17 protein-coding genes are annotated in these 20,238 nt (G+C 67.4%); 4 read left to right on the top strand and 13 right to left on the bottom strand.

All coding sequences use genetic code 11. The features are described 5' to 3' along the window. Positions 1-500: 500 nt before the first annotated feature. The 8 genes from ABD301_RS40955 to ABD301_RS40920 form a co-directional block, all read right to left on the bottom strand. Positions 501-2,576, bottom strand: coding sequence for an ArnT family glycosyltransferase (locus tag ABD301_RS40955; protein ID WP_344315409.1), 2,076 nt, complete (start codon positions 2,574-2,576; stop codon positions 501-503). Continuing rightward, positions 2,573-3,826, bottom strand: coding sequence for a bifunctional glycosyltransferase family 2/GtrA family protein (locus ABD301_RS40950; RefSeq protein WP_344315408.1), 1,254 nt, complete (start codon positions 3,824-3,826; stop codon positions 2,573-2,575). Before ABD301_RS40950 ends, ABD301_RS40955 begins: the two co-directional genes overlap by 4 nt. Positions 3,827-3,972: 146 nt before the next feature. Then, positions 3,973-5,991, bottom strand: coding sequence for an ArnT family glycosyltransferase (locus ABD301_RS40945; RefSeq protein ID WP_344315407.1), 2,019 nt, complete (start codon positions 5,989-5,991; stop codon positions 3,973-3,975). Positions 5,992-6,082: 91 nt separating this feature from the next. Continuing rightward, a complete protein-coding gene (locus tag ABD301_RS40940; protein WP_163573859.1) occupies positions 6,083-6,835 on the bottom strand; it encodes an SDR family NAD(P)-dependent oxidoreductase in 753 nt (250 codons plus the stop codon). A 10-nt stretch (positions 6,836-6,845) separates the two neighbouring features. Continuing rightward, the gene (locus ABD301_RS40935) at positions 6,846-7,250 is read right to left on the bottom strand and encodes a hypothetical protein (protein WP_163573858.1); all 405 of its coding nucleotides are present in this window, start codon (positions 7,248-7,250) and stop codon (positions 6,846-6,848) included. After that, complete coding sequence (locus ABD301_RS40930) at positions 7,247-8,098, bottom strand: hypothetical protein (protein WP_344315406.1); 852 nt, start codon at positions 8,096-8,098, stop codon at positions 7,247-7,249. The genes ABD301_RS40935 and ABD301_RS40930 overlap by 4 nt, the downstream gene beginning before the upstream one ends. A gap of 51 nt (positions 8,099-8,149) precedes the next feature. Further along, entirely contained in the window at positions 8,150-9,673 is a 1,524-nt protein-coding gene (locus ABD301_RS40925) for a sensor histidine kinase (protein WP_425552029.1), read from the bottom strand. Beyond that, entirely contained in the window at positions 9,670-10,386 is a 717-nt protein-coding gene (locus ABD301_RS40920) for a response regulator transcription factor (protein ID WP_344315411.1), read from the bottom strand. Before ABD301_RS40920 ends, ABD301_RS40925 begins: the two co-directional genes overlap by 4 nt. Before the next feature lie 218 nt (positions 10,387-10,604). On the opposite strand from ABD301_RS40920, the gene ABD301_RS40915 reads away from it, so the two are divergent. From ABD301_RS40915 to ABD301_RS40905, 3 genes are all read left to right on the top strand, one after another. After that, on the top strand, positions 10,605-11,807 hold the full coding sequence (locus ABD301_RS40915; protein ID WP_344315405.1) for a PucR family transcriptional regulator: 1,203 nt from the start codon (positions 10,605-10,607) through the stop codon (positions 11,805-11,807). Positions 11,808-12,023: 216 nt separating this feature from the next. Then, positions 12,024-12,926 carry a twin-arginine translocation signal domain-containing protein gene (locus tag ABD301_RS40910; RefSeq protein ID WP_163569417.1) on the top strand — a complete coding sequence of 301 codons (903 nt, stop codon included), beginning with the start codon at positions 12,024-12,026 and terminating at the stop codon, positions 12,924-12,926. Continuing rightward, positions 12,926-14,701: a GMC family oxidoreductase N-terminal domain-containing protein gene (locus tag ABD301_RS40905; protein ID WP_344315404.1), complete on the top strand. Its 1,776-nt coding sequence runs from the start codon at positions 12,926-12,928 to the stop codon at positions 14,699-14,701. Before ABD301_RS40910 ends, ABD301_RS40905 begins: the two co-directional genes overlap by 1 nt. Positions 14,702-14,747: 46 nt before the next feature. Here ABD301_RS40905 and ABD301_RS40900 read toward each other — a convergent pair whose 3' ends face one another. From ABD301_RS40900 to ABD301_RS40885, 4 genes are all read right to left on the bottom strand, one after another. Then, positions 14,748-15,602, bottom strand: a complete 855-nt coding sequence (locus ABD301_RS40900) for a dioxygenase family protein (protein WP_344315403.1) — start codon at positions 15,600-15,602, stop codon at positions 14,748-14,750. Beyond that, complete coding sequence (locus ABD301_RS40895; RefSeq protein ID WP_344315402.1) at positions 15,602-16,819, bottom strand: acetyl-CoA C-acetyltransferase; 1,218 nt, start codon at positions 16,817-16,819, stop codon at positions 15,602-15,604. Before ABD301_RS40895 ends, ABD301_RS40900 begins: the two co-directional genes overlap by 1 nt. Positions 16,820-16,838: 19 nt before the next feature. Continuing rightward, a complete protein-coding gene (locus ABD301_RS40890; RefSeq protein WP_163569418.1) occupies positions 16,839-16,991 on the bottom strand; it encodes a hypothetical protein in 153 nt (50 codons plus the stop codon). Positions 16,992-17,142: 151 nt separating this feature from the next. Further along, on the bottom strand, positions 17,143-17,883 hold the full coding sequence (locus ABD301_RS40885) for a methyltransferase domain-containing protein (RefSeq protein WP_344315401.1): 741 nt from the start codon (positions 17,881-17,883) through the stop codon (positions 17,143-17,145). A 309-nt stretch (positions 17,884-18,192) separates the two neighbouring features. Between ABD301_RS40885 and ABD301_RS40880 the strand changes: the two genes are divergently transcribed. Next, positions 18,193-18,843 (top strand): TetR/AcrR family transcriptional regulator, encoded by a 651-nt coding sequence (locus ABD301_RS40880; RefSeq protein ID WP_279581055.1) that lies wholly within the window; start codon positions 18,193-18,195, stop codon positions 18,841-18,843. A 24-nt stretch (positions 18,844-18,867) separates the two neighbouring features. On the opposite strand, the gene ABD301_RS40875 is transcribed toward ABD301_RS40880, so the two are convergent. Continuing rightward, positions 18,868-20,103 carry a hypothetical protein gene (locus ABD301_RS40875; RefSeq protein ID WP_344315400.1) on the bottom strand — a complete coding sequence of 412 codons (1,236 nt, stop codon included), beginning with the start codon at positions 20,101-20,103 and terminating at the stop codon, positions 18,868-18,870. Between the last annotated feature and the right edge of the window lie 135 nt (positions 20,104-20,238).

The raw sequence follows: 20,238 nt of genomic DNA, 5'->3' as shown, positions 1-20,238 counted from the left end.
CCCGGGTTAAGAGCAGTGTCCACCGCGAAAGCCAGCGCCCGGGTTAAGAGCAGTGTCCACGAGGGTGTGGATGCCTCGTCTACCAGGCACGGAAAACCCTACCTCGACACCAAAGACCGGTGTCGAGGTAGGGTTTTCCGTGCCTACTGCCGATGCCCCCGATATTTCTGGCGCCTTCGGCGCGGGCGCCGTCGACTACGGCTACGAGAGTCGCTCTTTGGAGGCCCCGCAAAAAGCGCGGGGCCTCCAAAGAGCGACGCCCCTGCCGGAGGGGCGACAATCGGCCTGCCGGCCGATGGCGCCGAACGGGGCTGGGACCGTCGGAAGTTGACCAACTTTGGGTGAAAAGTTGCGGTTCCGCGCGGGGTGAGGTGAGCGGGCTGGGTCCCGCGTGGGTGACGTGAGCGGGCTGGGTCGCGTCGAGTGTGGGATAAAAGCCCGCACTCGACGTTGAGTGTGGGGTTTTGTCCCACACTCAACGTCGAGTGCGGGCGCGGCGGTTATGGAGCGGGTTGGGTTAGGTCGTAGACGGTTTCCCCGCCGACGGTTAGTGGTTTGAAATGGGCGGTAACCCAGGAGGTGATCGCCGGGTTTCCTCGCCCGAAGCCCGCGAAACCGCTGCCTCCGGCCCGGCTCGCGGCCGCGCTAGCCGGGGCACCAGGTCCAGCGGGTCCACCACCACGATTGCTGGGGATGTAGTAATGCACCTCGTTTTGGGTGACGTACTGCTGGAACTGGGCCAGGGTGGGCGCTGGATCCCCACCGGAGAAACCACCGATCGCCATCACCGCAGCCTTGCTGGAGAGCTCCAGCGGAGCCGCCTCCTGCGACCCCACCGTCGCCGCTGCCCAACGGGTTTTACTGGCCTGCAACAACTTCACCAACGCACTGTTAGTGGTGCCCCCGCGATCGCCAAGTCCGGCGCCAGCAGCGGGCTGTCCGGCGCCGGGTCGCTGGACCCGGCGATCAGCGAAACCACCGGCAGGACCTCCCCCATTACCCGGGAAGCCACCACCGAAACCGCCGCCGCCCGGCCCAGCGGTCGGGCTCCCGCCGGTGTGCGCGGTGACTGCCGTCTGCCCCGCGTACGCGGCAGTGCCGGTGAAGGCCGTGACCACCGCGAGAGCCACTGCACCGATCACCAGCCAACGCCTCCCGGCCAGCCCGAGCAGGAGGGCCATCGCGGCCAGAATTCCAGCGACGGCAGCGATGTAGGCCAGTGCCGGAGCCCAGTTCGTCCGGTTGATCAGCACATACGCCCAACCGCCGGTGACTACTGACATCCCTGCCAAAACGATCCGCGGGATCCATTCCGCCCTTCGACGCCACAGATAAACCACCGTCATGCCCGCTGTGGCGGCGATGCCCGGCGCCATCTCAATGGTGTAGTACGGGTGGATAATGCCTTGCATGTAACTGAAAACCACCCCGCTTACCAGCATCCAGCCGCCCCACAGCAGCAACCCGGCTCGGACCAGATCGGTACGCGGCGCGCGCCACGTCAGCCACAGCACGGCAGCGAGCCCGATCAGTGCGGCCGGCAGCAGCCAGGAGACCTGGGTCCCAAAGCTGTCACTGAAGAGTCGGGTAATGCCAGTCGCACCACCAAAGCCACCAAAAGCACCACCTCCAGATCCGCCGCCGCCACCAAAACCGCCAGCAGCGGCACCCTGCCGACCAGCTGCTTGGCCGAATTCCTGAGCGATCCGGGCCGGCACCCCACCAGCACCACCACCGGGCCCGCCGTGCTCACCGCCGAAGATTCGTTCCAGGCCGTTGTAGCCAAAAGCGAGCTCCAACGGAGTGTTGTTAGTGGAGCCACCGACATACGGCCGCTGCGACGCCGGCACCAGCGCGACGATCAGCAGCCACCAGCCGGCCGCCACCACGATCGCGCCACCGGCCGCGAGCAGCTGCCAGATCCGCCGCCACAGCCCGGTCGGCGCGGCCACCAGGTAGACCAGACCGAAGGCCGGCACGACCAGGAAGGCCTGCAACATCTTCGCCAGGAAGCCAAAACCCACCGCGGTTCCAGCCAGCAGCAGCCAGTAGGTGCTGCCCTTCTCCATTGCTCGTACGACACAGTAGCCAGCGGCCACCACCAACAGCGTCAGGAAAGCGTCCGGGTTGTTGAACTTGAACATCAACACGGCGACCGGGGTGAGCGCGAAGATCGCGCCGGCGATCAGCCCGGCCACCGGCCCGGCCCATCGTTTCACCGCCGCGTACAAGAGAAAAACAGCGGCGACTCCTTCTAATGCCTGCGGGACCAGCATGCTCCAGCTGCTGAAGCCGAAGATCCGGCCGGACAACGCCATAATCCAGAAGGCCGCCGGCGGCTTGTCGACCGTGATGAAGTTCTGTGGATCCAGCGCACCGAAAAACATCGCCTTCCAGCTCTGGGTGCCGGCCTGCACAGCGGCGGCATAGAAATCGTTCGCGTTGCCGGACGCACCCAGATTCCACAGATAGAGAATGGCCGTCACGGCCAGCAACACGGCAACAGCCGGCCTGATCCAGACCGGCTGTTCGGCGGGCCCGCGCCACCCCGCGCGGGCTCTTTCCACTGTCGTCACTTAATCTCCTGAATCGCTTTGCCAGTCTTGAAAACCCAACCACGGAGCAGTACGAACCGCAGCATCGTCGCCACCAGGTTCGCCACTACCAGCACCCCCAGCTCCAGCCAGCGGACCGGCTCGGCGACCAACTGGTGCAGGACGAAAAGGCTGCCGCTGGTCAATGCCAGGCCCAGCGCGAAAACAAAGAGTCCCTGCAGCTGATGCAGTCCGGCGCCCTGGGCGCCACGAATACCGAAAGTGAGCCGGCGGTTGGCGGCCGTGTTGGCGACCGCGGTGATCAGCAGGGCCAGCAGGTTCGCACCCTGTGCGCCGATGACCGTACGAAGCAGGATGTAGAGCACCGCGTAGGCGGCCGTGCTGGCGACGCCGATCCCGCAGAATCGTACGACCTGGCGGAAAAATCCGGCCGACACGTTCGTCGGTGGCTGTTCCAGCGGTGCCCGGCCGAGCTGCCGGTAGACCTGGCTGACCGGGATCGCGCCGGTGGCGAGGCCACGACCGACCCGCCAGACGCCTTTGAGGTCGGCGACCGCGGTGGACACGATGTCGACCCGGCTGTCCGGGTCGTCCACCCAGTCCACCGGGACCTCGTGGGTCCGCAACCCGGCCCGCTGCGCGAGCACCAGCAGCTCGGTGTCGAAAAACCAGCCGGTGTCCTGCACCATCGGCAGCAAATGCTCGGCGACATCGGCCCGAATGGCCTTGAATCCGCACTGCGCATCGGAAAACCGGGCGCCGAGCGCACCGCGCAGAATGAGGTTGTACGAGCGGGAAATGAACTCCCGCTTCGGGCCGCGGACCACCCGCGATCCGCCGGCCAGCCGGGTACCGATGGCGAGGTCCGAATGGCCGGTGATCAGCGGTGCCACCAGCGGCAGCAGAGCGGCGAGATCGGTGGACAGGTCCACGTCCATGTACGCCAGCACGGCCGCGTCCGACTGGGTCCAGGCCGCCTTCAGTGCCCGGCCGCGGCCCTTCTCCACCAGCCGCAGGAAGGCCACCTCGGCGTACTGGTCGTCCAGCGCCGCCGCGACCGTCGGGGTCCGGTCGGTGCTCGCGTTATCCACGATGGTGATCCGGTACGGGTAGGGGAAGTTCGCCGCCAGGTAGCCATGCAGCCGGTGCACCGACGGCCCCAGGTCGACCTGCTCGTTATAGACCGGGATGACCACGTCCAGGACGGGTCCCGCCGGGTCCAGCGCCAGTATTCTGGCGCCGGCCGGCTGGGATGAGGATGTCGTCGTCATGCCTTTGACGATCTGGTTCGCGGCTATGGCCCCCATATGGTGCGGCTGTGAATCACCTATGAGTGCCTTCATCCGTTTCATCCCGGTTACCAAAACGCTACCTTTGGCGCTCCTGGCGAGGCTTTCCTTGCCATTACTTGGTAAATTCATGACAGGTCGTAGAGCGTCACGCCGCCAACGGTCTGCGCCTTGTAGTGCGCCGCCACCCAAGTGGCGATCTGCTGCGCCGCGTCGCTGCCGCCGCCGGACGCGGCCCTGCCACCAAAACCACCGCTACCAAAACCACCGCCCGAACCAATGAAGTAGTGGATCTTGTGCGCGGCCACCTCGGCCTGGAACTGGGCGAGCGTCGGCGCCGGATCGGTGCCGTTGAAACCGCCCACCGCCATCACCGGCAGGCCGCTGGCCAGCTGATAGCCGGCCGCGCTGTTCGACATGACCACCGCGGCCGCCCACGTGTACGAGCCGCTGTTCTGCTTCAGCAGCGCCGTGACGGCCGCCGGCGGGGTACCAGCGTCGAGCAGCCCGCCACCCGCACCGCCGCCACCGAGACCACCCCGTCTACCGCCAGCGCCGCCACCGAACCCACCCGGGCCGCCAGCGACGGCCCCGGACGGCCGATTGCCCAAGGTGGGCGCCCCCGGCTGGCCAGCGCTCCCAGCAGGCGGGTTATTGCTCGTACCTCCCGGAGCACCCCGGAACCTGCCGCCGCCGGCACTGGCCGGGCCGGCGGACGGGATCGCTCCACTGTGGACAGTCGCGGCGGTTTGTACGGCATAGCCGGCGGAGCCGCCGACCATCGCGACCACCGCCACCGCGGCCCCGGCGGCGACCAGCCAGCGCACCGCGCGATTGCTGGTCGCCAGCGCGATCATCGCCACCACCCCAGCCACCACCACCGCATACCGCAACCACGGCTGCCAGTCGCTGGCCTCGGACAGCAACGAAAACGACCAGATCGCGGTCACCCCGACCACCGCGGCCAACACCAGCCGCGCGTCGAGTTGTTCGCGCTGACGCCAGAAAATCACCGCGCCGATGCCGATCAGCGCGGCGATCGCGGGCGCCAGGGCCACCGTGTAATACGGGTGGATGATGCCCTGGGAGAAGCTGAAAACCAGGCCGGTGACCAACAACCAGCCACCCCACAACAAAACGGCCGCACGAGTACGGTCGGTCCGCGGCGCTTTTCCGCTCACCCACAGCAAAGCAACCAGCAGCAACAACGCGGCCGGCAGCAGCCACGAGATCTGGCCACCCATTTCCGAGCCGAACAGCCGAAACAGCCCGGCGTCCTGGTTCAGGTTGCCCAACCCGCCGGTTTCGTCACCGGTCAGCCGACCGAAACCGTTGTAGCCCAAGGCAAGTTCCAGGATGCTGTTGGTCTGCGAGCCACCGATGTACGGCCGGTCCGCGGCCGGCCACAGCTGGACGATCGCGAGCCACCAACCGGCGGACCCGACCATCGCCAGGCCGGCCAGCAACAACTGCCAGATCCGTTTACGCAACGGTGTCGGCGCCGCCACGAGATAGACCAGACCAAAGGCGGGTACCACCAGCAGCGCCTGCAACATCTTTGCCAGGAAGCCAAAACCAACGCACGATCCGGCCAGCAGCAGCCATTTGGTGTGCCCGCTCTCGACCGCCCGGGTGCACGCGTACGCGCCAGCCACCAGCAAAAGCACCAGCAGCGCGTCTGGATTGTTGAAGCGGAACATCAAAACCGCGACCGGGGTCACCGCCAGCGCCGCTCCGGCGAGCAGCCCGGCCGCTGGGCCGAACCACCGGCGTACGGTCGCATAAAGCAAACCAACGCAGGCAATCCCTTCCAGCGCCTGCGGAACCAAAATGCTCCAGGAACTGACCCCGAAGATCCGGGCCGCGATCACCATCGGCCACAGTGCCAGCGGCGACTTGTCCACCGTGATCGCGTTGGCCGCGTCCGACGAGCCGAAGAAGAACGCCTCCCAGCTCTGCGTACCGGCCTGCACGGCGGCCGAATAGAAGGAGTTCGCCCAGCCGGATGCACCGAGGCCCCACAGATAGAGGAAAGCCGTGCCTACCAACAAGACCAGCAGCGATGGTCGTACCCACCACGCGTCACTGCGGGCCTGGGTGGTCGGCGCGGGCTGGACGATATCGGCCGGGAACACATCGGTCGTCATGCCTACCTAGCGTCCAGACGGCGGCTGTGCCGGCTATGTGGACGCCCTGTGTCCGACCTGTGCGGATTTAACGCTTGTCTCCAAGCACGCCCTAACGCAGGCCGCCGTCGACTCGCAGGTTGGTGCCGTTGACATAGCCGGCCAGCGGACTGGCCAGGAACGCGACCGCGGCGGCGATGTCGTCGCCGGTGCCGAGCCGGCCAGCCGGATTCGGCGCGTACGCGGCGGCCAGCTTCTCCCAGTCGTCGCCGCCGGCCCGCTCCTGGAACATTCGCCGAAGGCCCGGCGTGAGAATGACCCCGGGGCTGACCGTGTTGGCGGTGATGCCGGTGCCGCTCAGGTGCCGCGCGAGGCTCCCGGTCGCGTTCACCAGCGCGGCTTTGGCCGCCGAGTAGTCGACCATGTTCTCCAACGGGCTCACCGCGGCCCGGCTGCCGATGGTGATCACCCGGCCCCAGCCGCGCTGGCGCATGCTTGGCAGCACAGCCTGGACCACCCGCACGGTCGAGACCAGGTTGCCCTCGAAGCTGCTCGCCCAGTCGGCCGGCGTCGTGCTTTCCCAGTCCCGTTCAACAAAAGGTCCGGCATTGGCGACCAGAATGTCCGGGCGCCAAGCCGTCGCATACGTGCAGACATCCGTCGCCGAAACCGGGTTGCTCAGATCCCCGAGAATGGCCTGCGCACCACCGCCCAGCTCGCGCGCCAGCTTCCCCGCGCGGGCCGCGTCACGGCCGTGCAGCAGCACCGCGCAGCCTTCCGCGGCCAGCCGGCCGGCGATCGCCGCGCCGATGCCACCCGTGCTCGCGGTGACGAAAGCCCGTTTCCCAGCCAATCCAAGGTCCACCCGGGAAAACCTAGTGGGTGACCCCGACAGTCAGCACGTCGTCAAGCACCAGCGCGATGCTGCCGTCCGGGACCGCGAAGCTGGCCAGGTAGACGGCCTGCTGGGAAGCCACCTCCGGATCCGGGTCCAGCGCCCACCAAGCGGCGCCATAAGCGCAGGCCAGGCGGTAGAGCGTCTCGTCGTGACGGGCGTTCGCTCGTACGTCCCGGCGGGCTTGGTCGATCGCCGAGCGCAGCGGACCGTCGCCGTACTGCCCGGCTTCGAGCGCGGCGAGCAGGTCCAGCCGGTGGTGGGCGGAAGTCGCTTCGCCGGCCCGGACAACCACCGCGTGGGCCGCCTTTCGCTGCATCCGAGCACCACTGGCGCTCAGTCGGCGGGAACGACTGGCGTCGAGCGCGTGCAACCGGCTGGTCATCGGACTTCCTCCACATCAATACCCAGATTTTCCAGCGTTGGAAGGCAATGTGGGCAGAGCCCGGAACCAGCCGCCATCGCCTCGACCCGCAGTCCCAGCTCCGGTCGGACCGCGGCTTCGCGCTCGACGTGCGCCACGATCCGCAGCGCCGCGTGCATCACGCCGGGTGCGACCGCGTGAATGTCGGCCGCGGTCAACGACCCGTCGATGCCCTCCGGCAGCTCGCCGCGGCCGTCCGCGCCGAGCACCTGGTATCGCCGGTCCTGGCCGTCGACCACCACCGCGAACACGATCCCCCAGGCGGCCAGGTGGCGGGCTCGGTCGGTGATGCCGGCCTTCCACTCGTCCCGTAGGGCCAGCTCCTCGCGGATGTTGACCGGCAGCGAGTCGGCGGACCTCACGTCGTACGCGCTCAAATAGTCCTCGTCCATCGGCCGCCGCCGATCTGGCCGTTGGACCAGCCAGACACCGCTCGGTGGCAGGTGCATCAGGACCATCGCCGCGATGGCGAACAGGCTGCCGCAGCCGCTGACCAGGAACGGTGCGCCGACGAAGGTCAGGGCGACTCGGGTCCAGGGGATTCCCCGCAGCAACCCCCATCCCAGACACCCAACGGTGAGGGACAGCAGGAAAAGACCGATGAAAAACGGCAGCCAGTCCGGGTCTCCACCCGTACGCAACCACTGCCCAACAAACCACAGGGCCAGCACCACGCCCACCGCGCCGAGCGCCATCCACAGCCCGGCCGCCACCGTCAGGATGACCGGCCGAGCCAGTACCGAAGGCACGTACGCGAGCCCGTGCGAATTCCAAGGCGGCGCGGTCGCTTCATCGGTCGGCGGGCTCACCGGGAAAGGATTTCACAGCTTCGCCGGGAGGGGTCCCGTTTCGGTGTTAGGTCAGTCCTCGCTGGGTATGTGGACCGCGAACTCGGTGTGGCCCGGCCGGCTGGTCACCGTGACGTTGCCGCGGTGGGCGGTCACCACGGCGGCCACGATCGACAGGCCCAGCCCGGTGCTGCCGGCGGCTCGCGAGCGGGAGCTGTCGCCGCGGGCGAACCGCTCGAACACCTCCGGCAACAGGCTCGGCGGGATGCCGGGGCCGTCGTCGGTGACCGAGATCCGCACTTCGCCGGTGTCCAGCTGGGCGATCGCGACTTCCACCGTCGTCCCGGTCGGCGTGTGCGTACGCGCGTTCGCCAGCAGGTTCGCGAGCACCTGCCGCAACCGCGGCTCGTCGCCGGGGACGATCACCGGTATGTCCGGAACGGTGATCCGCCACTTGTGGTCCGGCCCGGCCACATGCGCGTCGCTGACCGAGTCGACGGCCAGCTGGGTCAGGTCGACCGGCTGCCGGCGCAGCGGCCGGCCGGCGTCCAATCTGGCCAGCAGCAACAAATCCTCGACCAGCGCGGTCATCCGGATCGACTCGGACTCGACTCGGTCCATCGCCCGGGCGATGTCCGGCGGCACCTTGTCGCCGGACCGGCGGGTCAGCTCGGCGTAACCGCGAATGGCGGCCAACGGCGTACGCAACTCGTGGCTCGCGTCCGCCACGAACTTGCGGACCCGCATCTCACTGGCATGTCGTACGGCCAGCGCATTGGCTATATGGCCCAACATCCGGTTGAGCGCGGAGCCGACCTGGCCTACTTCGGTACGGGGATTGGTGTCCCGGTCCGCCACTCGTACGGACAACGCGACTTCGCCGCGTTCCAACGGCAACTCGGCCACCCGGCTCGCGGTCGCCGCTACTCTTCGCAGCGGGGTCAACGTATAGCGAATGATCAGCTCACCGGCCAAAGCAGTCAGCAGCACCGCGATCAACGCCACCCCGAGCATGATCAACCCGGTGGACAGCAAAGTGCTGTTGATGTCGACGACCGAGAGTCCGACAATCAGGACTCTGCCGGGTGTCCTGTCGGAAGCAACGGCAATGACTTGGTGAGCGCCGAGCGACCCGCCGAGATCCACCGTACTCGGACGCTTGCCGACCTGCACGGTCTCCATCGCGGCCAGCGCATCAGGCGGCAGCTTGACCGGTTTTCCATAGTTCTGCTGGTTGATCGTGTACGCGTCCGTCACAGTCCCGTTGTCGATCACGACGATCGCGGTTCCCGCCCCACCACCCAAAAACCGAAGCCGTCCCGAAGTCGGCGGCCCGAGCGGCAGCTGCCCTTGGTCCCCTCCAATCGGCGAGTCCACGCGTTGGATCGAGCCAGCGAGCTGACCGTTGAGCTTGTCGAGCAGGAACGTCCGCAGGCCGACCTCGGTGACGACCCCCATCACGACGCACGCCACCGCCACCAATGCGACCAACTGGCCCAACAACCGGCCGCGCAGCGACCAACCACCCGGGTGCAACGCGCGCCGAAGCTGACCGGACACCGTCTGGTCGGCTTCGGGTTTGGCCGCGCTGGTCACGATCCTTGGTCCGCTCCCGGCTTGAGCACGTAGCCCGCGCCGCGCATGGTGTGGATCATCGGCGGCCGCCCAGCGTCGATTTTCTTGCGCAGGTAAGAGATATAGAGTTCCACGATATTCGCCTGGCCGCCGAAGTCGTAATTCCACACCCGGTCCAGGATCTGCATCTTGCTCAGCACCCGCTTCGGGTTGCGCATCAGGAACCGCAGCAGCTCGAACTCGGTCGCGGTCAGGCTGACCAGTTGGCCGGCCCGGCGTACTTCCCGGCTGTCCTCGTTCAGGGTCAGGTCGCCGACGACGATCTGGGCGCTGTCAGTTTCCTCGGTGATGTGTGCCCGGCGCAGCAGCCCGCGCAACCGGAGCACGACTTCCTCCAGACTGAACGGCTTGGTCACGTAATCGTCGCCACCGGCGGTCAGGCCGGCGATCCGGTCCTCGACGGCATCTTTCGCGGTCAGGAACAGCACCGGAATCCGGGGAGTGTCGGCGCGCATCCGGCGCAGCACCTCCAGGCCGTCGATGTCCGGCAGCATCACGTCGAGTACGACGACGTCCGGCCGGAACTCGCGGGCCACCCGGATGGCCGCGCCACCGTCGCCGGCACTGCGTACTTCCCAGTCCTCGTACCTCAACGCCATCGAGATCAGCTCAGCCAGCGTCTGCTCGTCGTCGACCACGAGAACCCGGATCGGTTCCCCGTCGGACCGCCGCAGTCGCGAGGGTTGCGTCACGGCGACCGGCTCGCCGTTGGTGACAGGTTGGCCTGGCGCGGCATTAACCATCGACATGCCCCCATTTTGGCCGCGCCCGATGTGTCGGGCCTGTGGGCTTCCTGTGCCCGAGCTGTGCGTACGCCCAGCCTCCCAGATCTGGCCGGCCCCGCCCAATTGGGTGGTTATGGTGTGTCGAGGTCTGCCCGTACGGTGACGACATGACTGGCAGTGCGGCCAGGACCGCGAGCTTTGACCAGGTCAGCCAGCTGGCTGGCGTCCTGCTGCGGCGGGTGGACGAACTCGCGGACCAGCTGCTTTCCGATCTTCCCCATGACAGTCACACGGCCAACAACTCCGCCGGGCTCCCCCGGCAGGAGGTGCGCCGGTGCTGTGAGGACAACCTCGCGTCGCTGCTGCGCATCCTCGGCAGTGGCGAGCCGGTGGGCGGCCACCTCTTCGACACCGCCCGGCAGACCGGCCGGCTGCGCGCCGAGCAGCAGGTGCCGCTGGACACCGTCCTTTCCACGTACCGTCTCGGCGGTCGGGTGCTTTGGGAAGCGCTGGTCGACCTGGCCAAACGCGACGACGGCATCGACCGCGACTCGTTGTTGGACCTAGCCAGCACGGTCTGGGCGATGATTGACTCGGTTTCCGCCGAGGTGGCCGGCGCGTATCGGCGGGCCGAGCTGGAGCTGCTGCGGACGGACGAGCAGCGGCGGTACGCGCTGCTCGACGACCTGCTGGCGAACCGCGGCGAGGACACTGTCGTGGCCCGGGCCGCCGCGGACGCGCTGGATCTGCCGGTCGACGCCACCTACGTGGTGGTGACCGCGGCGGCCAGCGAGGACGGGCGGCCGAGCCTGCGTACGCCCGGGGACATGCTGGCGATCCGCGGCATCCGGTCGCTGTGGCAGCAGCGGTCGGAAACCCTGACCGGCTTGGTGGTGGTGCCGCAGCCGGCGCTGACCGGCCTGATCATGCTGTTGGAGCGGATCGCCCGCGGCCCGGTCGGACTGTCGCCGCGGGTGCACGGCCTGGTCGAGGTGGCGACCGGCTATCGGCTCGCGCTGCTGGCGCTGCGGACCGTACGCCGTGGCACCACCCAGGTCGCGAGCCTGGACGACCGCCTACAGGAGGCCCTGCTGGTCGAGTCGCCAGAGCTGGCCGCTCGGCTGGTCACCTGCGCGCTCGGCCCACTGTTCGCGCTGCCGCAGCGGGAGAGCGACATGCTCATCGACACCCTGCGGGCCTGGCTGGACGCGAACTGCTCGGCCAGCAACACCGCCGAACGCCTCTACTGCCACCGCAACACCGTGCTGAACCGGCTGCACCGGCTCGAAGATCTGCTGGTGGTGCCGATGTACGACCCACGCGGACAGGTTCAGCTCCGACTCGCATTAGCGGCACTTGAGCTGCGATAACACCGCATCTGCGGAGCTGCTCCCGCGTCCGCTTGGGCGATCTGCCCAACAAACCGACACCAAGACTGGGCGTCCGGTTTAGGGGATTAGCCGATTTTGAGTGATATGCATCTCAGGTCCGACGCAAGCCCCGCGCCGGTCCGCCGGACCCGCCTGCCCCGGCGGCCCGGTTTGCCCGCGTACGCGTGGCTCGTACGCACCGGAAGAGAGGGTTCAATGACGACCCACAGAAAGCAGCTGACGCGCCGGGCCTTCCTGGCTCGCGCCGGCGTGCTCGGAGCCGCGGTGGCCGCCGGGGCCATCGTGCCCACGGTGACCGGCCTGCCGTTCGCCTCCGGCGAGACCAAGCAGGCCGGCATCGACCCGGTCATCGCGTTGCTCCGGCCGGCACTGCAGGAGTTGGCCCGCGACACGATCAACGGCCTCACCACCTTCGTGGTGCCCGGCTCCGACCCGTACTCCAAAGCGCAGGGCGTGTCGACCGCCGGCGCCGGCGCCATCCAGGCAAAGACGCCTGACTTCCTGATGGGCGCGCTGGACAACTTCGTACCGCTGCCGAACGAGTACGTACGTCCGGTGGCCGCGGCGCTCGCGACCGCCGTCGCGGACGACAAGATCCCGCTGCCCGGCGACCTGACCAGGCTGCTCCCGCTGCAGCTGAACACCGTCGACGAGGCGCTCAAGCGGATCCTGACCACCGACGAGACGGTGCCGTTGTCGCTGATCATCGCGATGACGCTGAACCTGCTCGCCACCCAGGTCAACCCGGCCTCGCTGCACGGCTTGTTCGTGTCTCCGTTCAGCCGGCTGAGCTGGGCCGACAAGGCCAAGACCATGAGCCTGCTGGAGGGCACCGACTCCGATCTGGTGCAGGCCCTGGACGTGAACCTGCCCGAGCCGCTGCACCAGTCGCTGTCCGGCGTACTGAAATTCGTCGGCGGCGCGCTGATCGAGTTCTCCGGCTACGGCTCGTTCACCGAATATGCCGTCTACAACAAGCAAACCAGGACTCTCACCGGCAAGCCGGTCGGCTGGACGATCACCGGCTACGACGGGATCGCCGAGGGCTGGGACGAGTTCAAGGGCTATTACCAGGGCCGTAAGAAGGTGGAGGGCTGATGCGCGACGTCATCGTGATTGGTGCCGGCGGGGGCGGCCCGGTGGTGGCCAAGGAGCTGGCCGCGAAGGGGCTGGACGTCCTGCTGTTGGAGGCCGGCCCGCGTTATGCCCATCCGCGCAAGGAATGGACGCATTACGAGAACGACGCGAACAACCCGCTGACCGGGTTCCTCCGGTTCGGCCCGGGTGATCGCAGCAAGCCGGCGTGGTTCCGGGAAACCAGCCAGAACTCGTTCCTCTGGCAGCTTTCCGGCGTCGGCGGCACGACCCAGCACTATTACGGGAACTACCCGCGGGCGTATCCAGGAGTTTTCCAGGGATACGGCGGCGCCGACAAGGCCGCGTACGACACCGAGCACGTCTTCCCGTTCTCGTACAACGAAATGATCCCCTACTTCGAGTGGGTCGAGGCGACCGCGCCGGTGCAGACCGCGGCGATGGGGACCAAGGAAGAGGTCTATTTCCGGGGCTGCGAAACCCTCGGTGTGCCCGTACAGAAGACCAAGGACGCGCACGGCTTCGGCTACCGTCCGCAGGAGAACGCGATCCTGCAGCCGGGCGGCAATGCCGGCAAGACCAACAAAACCGACCTGCTGGTCTATCCCAAGGCGACCGGTTGCACGTTCTGCGGTTTCTGTTTCCAGGGCTGCATGCAGCCGGTGAACGCGCCGCGGAACCAGATCGCCAAGCGCTCCACTGACAACAGCTATGTGCCGATGGCGCTGACCGCGGACGTGTGGGCCAAGGGCGGCAAGCCGGTCACCCTGATGACCGACGCGTTCGTGAATCAGGTGCATTACGAGGAAAAGAACGGCGTCACCACCGCGACTGGCGTGACCTGGCGGGACAACGCCACCGGCGACCTGCACCGCGAGGACGCCAAGGTGGTGGTGATGTCCGGTGGTTGTACGGAAAACCCGCGACTGTGGCTGAACAGCAACCTGCCGAACCCGAACGACTGGGTAGGCCGCGGCTACACCGACCACTTCTTCGACTGGGTGGTCGGCCTGATGGACGACTACACCGGCAACAGCAAGGGCGTCGGCTCGTCGGCCCGGTGCGACTTCCCCGGTCACGGTGGCCTGGAGAACGTCGGGTTGCCGCCGGCGCTGGAAGCGTTCACGTTGATGCTGTCCGACTCCGGTGTCCGCGGCGGGTACGACAACGGTCGCGGCAAGACCGGCTCGTGGGACGGCCCCACCGGCCGCCCGGTCGGCAAGGAGCTCATGGAGATCATGAGCCACGGCATCGACCGGCTGTTGAACGTACTGGTCATCACCGACGACGACGTGGAAGCGCAGAACCGAGTGGTTCGCTCGGCGCTGCCGGCGGACGCCAACGGGCCCATCGCGAAGGTCGAGTTCCACGGCCGCCAGCGGACCGCCCGGACACTCGCGAACCGCGAGTTCATGGCCAACAAGGCCGTACAACTGTTGCGCGGAGCAGGTGCGAAGAAGGTCATCCGGATCGACTGGGCGCCGCTGATCCTGCACGTCCAGTCGTCGATGCGGATGGGTACGTCGGACACCAACTCGGTGCTGGACGCGAACGGTGAGGCGCGTTTCGTGAAGCGGCTCTTCATCGCGGACAACTCGGCGCTGTCCAACGGCCTCGGCGGGCCGAACCCGACACTGTCCAACCAGGCGCTGTCGACCCGTACGGCGGAGAAGATCTTCAAGACGTATTTCGGCGGCGACCCCTGGGTCAGCAAGGAAGCACCGGTGGTCTCCACCGACAACCGGATCAGCATCCGGCTGCAACAGCTCGGGCTTTGACGCTGTCCTTGGCGTGCGCCAGCTGGCCCATCCAGGCCTGGATGGGCTAGCTGGCGCGGGCTAGGACGATGTCGAAAGTGACCAAATAATAGGGAACATCCATGGTTTTCCCGTCGGGGGCGACGCCTGGGTTCTGCATGGTGAATGGCGTGATCAGCGACCGCTTCACGCCGAACACCGCGTCGGAGTCCAGGTATTTGCTGTCTGCCGCGAAAACGTGGGTGATCAGAGTGTCGAAGCCGGCGGCGTCCACCTTGAAATGAATGTGTGCCGGCCGCATCGGATGGCGGCCGGCCGCGGTCAACAACTCGCCGACCGGGCCGTCGGTGGGGATCGGATACGCCTCCGGATGGACGGTCCAGAACCAGAAACGGCCGTCGTCGGCCGCGCTCAGCCGGCCACGACCCTGGGCCGTGTCCAGGCCGGGATACTGTACGTCGTAAAAGCCGTCCTCGTCGGCCTGCCAGACCTCCATGAACGCATTCGGGACGAGATTCCCGTCCTCGTCACGTACCACACCGCTCACGTAACAGGGCTGACCGGCGGCACCCTGGGAAATATCGTCGCCGTTCACGAAATCCGGTGAGTCGGAAACGAAAAACGGCCCGAGCACGGTGGATTCGGTGACTTTTCCGCCGGCTGGGTGGTTGACCTTGATGGTGGCCATGGAGGCGCCCAGGACATCGGACAGCAAGATGAACTCCTGCCGTTTGTCATCGGTGATGTGGCCGGTACGGGTGAGAAAGTCGATCGCGTAGGCCCACTCGGCCTCGGTCAGATCAACTTCGGCGATAAAGGAATGCAAGTGCCTGACCAGGCTCTGAGTTACCGTCCGCAACCTGTCCCCAGCGGTGTCGAAGCTGCGTACGACCTCCTCGGTCAGGTCGCTCAGATCTGCCATCACACCACCCGTTCGAATACGGCGGCCAGCCCCTGACCGCCACCGATGCACATCGTTTCCAAGCCATAGCGCGCTTCCCGGCGATCCATCTCCCGCAGCAGGGTGGCCAGGATCCGGCAGCCGGTGGCGCCGACCGGGTGACCGAGGGAGATCCCGGAGCCGTTCACGTTCGTACGCTCGAAATCCTTCTCAGTGAATTTCCATTCGCGAGTCACCGCGAGCACCTGGGCAGCGAAAGCCTCGTTGAGCTCGATGAGGTCGATATCCGACAGCTTCAGCCCGGCGCGGCCGAGGGCGCGCTCGGTCGCTGGTACGGGACCGATGCCCATCGTCTCCGGCGGCACCCCGGCGCTGGCCCAGCTGACCAGCCGAGCGAGCGGGCGCAGACCGAGTTCGGCGGCCTTTTCTGGGGTAGTCACCAGACAAACCGCGGCACCATCGTTTTGCCCACTGGCGTTTCCGGCCGTCACGGTCGATTCGGCGTCCTGCTTGACCATCACCGGCCGTAGTTTCGCGAGCGACTCCAGGCTGGCGTCCTCCCGCGGATGCTCGTCGCGGTCGAGCACCTGGTCAGGTTTTCCGCGTTTTCCAGGGATGGTGATCGGTACGATCTCGTCAGCGAACCGGCCGGCGGCAATGGCGGCGACCGCCCGCTGGTGCGACCCGAGGGCCAGCTCGTCCTGCTCTTCGCGGCCAATGCCGTATTCGCGGCGCAGGTTTTCGGCGGTCTCCAGCATTCCGCCCGGCACCGGGTGGAATTTTCCGCCCGCGGTCACCCGTCCGCGGGCCAGCCGGTCGACCAGCTCCACACCGCCGCCTTTCACCCCCCACCGGATGCGGTCGGTGTAGAACTCGGCCTGGCTCATACTTTCCGCTCCACCGGCCAAAACAACGTCACAGGCGCCGGTTTGTACGCGCATTGCCGCATCGATGACGGCCTGCAAACCCGAGCCGCATCGCCGGTCGAGCTGTAAACCCGGCACGGTCACCGGCAGGCCAGCGTCCAGCCCGGCGACCCGACCGATCGCCGGCGCCTCGCCGTTGGGATAGCACTGCCCGAAAATCACGTCGTCGATGGCGGCCGGAGCGATGCCCGTACGCCGGACCAGCTCGGCAATCACGGTGGCGGCCAGCTCCAGCGCCGGCACGTCCCGGAACATTCCGCCAAAACGCCCGACCGGGGTCCGAACGGGCTCGCAGATCACCGCATCACGCATAGAAGGCTGCCTCTCATCGTCATCGGCCGGCTTCGTTGTCATCGGCTGGCAGGGCGCCCAGCCGCTTGCTGATCTCGGCGGCGGCCGCGACGACCGCCGGCAGGAAGTCGGCGTGAATGTCCGCCACCCTGACCGTACGCGCCGGCACGCTCATGCCAAGGGTGGCGATCACCCGGTCGTTGGCGTCCCGGATCGACCGTCCGGGCCGATCACGTCCGGCGCCGGCGAGGATCGCCTCGCACGGAGACCTCCTGCGTACAAACCTTGCCGCAATCTGGCGGACGTCAAGCGTGACCTCGTACGGACGCGATGTCGAGGGGCTGCTAGCGAGGTTTACGAGCGTCGACGAACTGGAGCATCGCGTACGTCCGCGTCTTGATGTTGGTGAAACCCCGATCAGCCAGCAAAGTCGGCATCTCCTCCGGCTCGAACATGTGCGCGCCAGCGAAGTTGCCGACATACGGCGCTATTTGCCGCGACAATCCGTAACCGGCCGCCGTCGCGGCCAGCGCGACCCGGCCGCCGGGCCGCAACACCCGGTCGATGTGGTCGAACACCGCGTCCAGGTCTTCCACCAACTGCAGGACGACCGAGCAGCAGAGCGCGTCGACCGTCTCGGCCCGCAGCGGCAGCCGCTCGGCGTCGGCTCGCACATATCCAACGTTCGACTCGCTCGTTCGCGCTATCGCCCGCGCCAGCATCTTCTCCGACACGTCCAGCCCGATCACCAAACCGCGTTCGCCGACCGCGCGGGCCAGCCCGACAGTGATGTTCGCCGGGCCGCAGCCAAGGTCGAGCACCGTGGCACCCCACTCCAGGTCGAGCCGCTCCGGCACCCTGCGGGTGTCCGGCGCGATCGCCCGGGCGATCGGGTGCAGGAGATCGTACGCGGCCGCGCCGGTTTGATTGAGCCACAGCGACTGGGCCCGACCGGTGGAGGTCACTGGCACGTCAACAAGAAGGTCGAAATACCCTTGTCGGATCTGCAACTCGTCTGATCGAACATCCAACAGCGGCGCGATCCGGCGGAGTGCGCCGGTCATCTGATCGATCTCGACAGCCATTCGAAATGCCTCTTTCCGGCTTCGATTCTCTCCTGATATCCAGCCTACGTCCGCGCCCTCATCGCCGCTGTCTCCATGACTTCGACCGCGGCGGTTTTGCTCATAAAATTCCTGCTGGTGATGACAATCGGAGATCAATGAGGGTTTGTACTTTGTGGACCGACGCGCCCGCAAGAACTATCTTACAACGCCCTTCACCAGCAATAACGCCGAAGATTGCACAATGCGAGCGGGTCGGGGAGGGGAATTGGTCAACCGTACTATCGAGCAATGACTTGGAGAATCCGACAAGTGCCGTAACCTGGACCAGTGAACAGCTCAGAAGCAGTGAACACCGACGCCGCGCGGCCACGCGCGTACGGCGGTCGCCGGGCCTCCGATCGCAAGGCCGAGCGACGCGAGCGACTGATGCAGGCCGGCCTGGAGCTTTTCGGCACCGCCGGATATCCGTCCAGCTCGATCGAGAAGCTGTGTGCACGAGCCGGAGTCTCCACCCGCAACTTCTACGAGGAGTTCACCGGCCGGGAGGCGTTGTTGATCGCGCTTTACGGCCGCATCCTGGAAGAAGCTGCGGTCGCCATCGGAGTCGCACTGACCGACACCGCGCAGGAGTCGATGCGGCCCCGGGTGGAGCGGGCGATCCGGGCGTACGTACGGACCATGGCCGAGGACCCGCGCTGGGCCCGGCTGGCATATGTCGAGGTCATCGGGGTCAGTCAGGCCGTTGAGCAGTTCCGGATGGGCTGGCGGAACAACTACGTCGACCTGCTGGTCGGCGAGGCCGAGCGGGCCGCCGCACGCGGCGAGGCACCGCCCCGCGATTACCGGCTCAGCTCGCTGGGGCTGATCGGCGCGATCAACGAAATGGTGCACCAGTGGACGATCGCCGACGGCGGCATCGACCAGGAGGAATTGGTGGCCGAAATCGTACGCGTCGCGATGGCCGTGCTGAGTAACTAAAACTCACCCTCTGTCCACAGTGGACTATCGCGCGGGTGAGAGCCGCTGCCTGGCCCGCTCGATGACTTTGTCGGCCTCAGTGGAGATCGTCCGCGTCTCCTGCAAATAGGCCCAGTAATCCGGATGGACGCCGGCGAGCATCGACGGCGCGGCCTCCAGCCGAGCGACCAGTGCGTCCAACTGGCGCACTTCTTCGGGCCGCGCGCCACCCGGCGCGGCCAGCACGAACTTCTGCGCGTCCCGTACCTGGAACCAGGCCCGGTCGGCACCCTGCTTCGGATGCGCCACCACGTCCGCCAACTCGCGGGCCCTGGTGTCCACCGCCCGCAGCCCCGCCTCCGCCGCGTCGAGCCGGCGGCGAGCGTTCAGCAACGCGGTCGCCGCGTCCTCCCAGGCGCCCCGCTTGGCGGAGCGCTCGGCGGTGACCAGCGCCGACTTAGCCACATCCAAACCCTCGCGCGCGTCGTCCGGCACGTACTCAAGATCGGCCGAGCAGCCGCGGGCGAACCGCCGTCGCAGGTCCGACAGCGACTGGACCGCGAGCGGGATCCGCTGCCCGACCGCGTCCATCCGGGTAGCGGTGGAGAGCAGCCGCTTGCGGGTGTCGTCCACCATCGCGAAGTACGCCGCCGCGGCCGACTGCACGCCGGCGGCCGCGGTCGCGGTGTCCTTGGCCGCCTGGACGGCCGCTGCCAGCCCGTCGCGCCCGGGTCCTGGCCCGGCGCTGACCTCCCGCCAGCGCCGCTCCACGTCGTCGAGCTTGGCCGCCACCGCCGCCGAGGTGTAGCCGGCGGCGGTGAGACCTGTCACGGCCATCCGCGCCTTCTCCAGCCCGGTCCGGGCCAGCGCCCGCGACCCGGCGAGGTCCTGCAACGCCGCGTCCAACCGGGACAGGTCCGGCGCGATCCGCGACTCGAAAGCCTGCAGGTTCGCGTCCGCCGCGGCCAGCTGATCCCGTACGCCGGAGAACACCCCGATGGCCTGCCGCAACGCCGGCGCCTTCGTGTCCGGCTCGATCGGACACCGCTCGACCGCCGTCAGGTAAGCCGTCGATGCCTGCTCCGCGGCAGCCAGCAACGGACCCAGGTCAACCCGCATCCGCTGGCCGGAGACACCCCCGTCCAGCTGCGCGTACGACTGCACCTGCGCCTCGACGTGGTCCTGGGTGGTGTCCATGGAAATGAAGGCCTGCGCGGCCGCCGACTTCGCGTCGAAGGCCGCGTCGGCGGCCTGCCGCCGCGCCTCACTGTTCCCGAACACACTGCCATCATGCCGCCTACGCGCTCGCCGAGTGACGGACCTCGGCGTACCGGTTTCGGCGGCCCGTACGCGATCACGTATGCTGGCGTGGCTTCCGACGGAGTTGGTTGGGCGGGTGAGATTCGGTCGAGGCCG

The sequence above is a fragment of the Fodinicola feengrottensis genome, from assembly GCF_039530045.1.
Lineage (GTDB): Bacteria > Actinomycetota > Actinomycetes > Mycobacteriales > HKI-0501 > Fodinicola > Fodinicola feengrottensis.
Note: the sequence above shows the minus strand (reverse complement) of the source record. Positions and strands in the feature narration are given on the sequence as shown.

What these genes read in the sequence shown, in the direction of transcription:
- ABD301_RS40950 (WP_344315408.1), bottom strand. Translation starts at nt 3,826, where the DNA reads ATGACGACGACATCCTCATCCCAGCCGGCCGGCGCCAGAATACTGGCG.
- ABD301_RS40945 (WP_344315407.1), bottom strand. Translation starts at nt 5,991, where the DNA reads ATGACGACCGATGTGTTCCCGGCCGATATCGTCCAGCCCGCGCCGACC.
- ABD301_RS40935 (WP_163573858.1), bottom strand. Translation starts at nt 7,250, where the DNA reads ATGACCAGCCGGTTGCACGCGCTCGACGCCAGTCGTTCCCGCCGACTG.
- ABD301_RS40915 (WP_344315405.1), top strand. Translation starts at nt 10,605, where the DNA reads ATGACTGGCAGTGCGGCCAGGACCGCGAGCTTTGACCAGGTCAGCCAG.
- ABD301_RS40910 (WP_163569417.1), top strand. Translation starts at nt 12,024, where the DNA reads ATGACGACCCACAGAAAGCAGCTGACGCGCCGGGCCTTCCTGGCTCGC.
- ABD301_RS40905 (WP_344315404.1), top strand. Translation starts at nt 12,926, where the DNA reads ATGCGCGACGTCATCGTGATTGGTGCCGGCGGGGGCGGCCCGGTGGTG.
- ABD301_RS40900 (WP_344315403.1), bottom strand. Translation starts at nt 15,602, where the DNA reads ATGGCAGATCTGAGCGACCTGACCGAGGAGGTCGTACGCAGCTTCGAC.
- ABD301_RS40895 (WP_344315402.1), bottom strand. Translation starts at nt 16,819, where the DNA reads ATGCGTGATGCGGTGATCTGCGAGCCCGTTCGGACCCCGGTCGGGCGT.
- ABD301_RS40885 (WP_344315401.1), bottom strand. Translation starts at nt 17,883, where the DNA reads ATGGCTGTCGAGATCGATCAGATGACCGGCGCACTCCGCCGGATCGCG.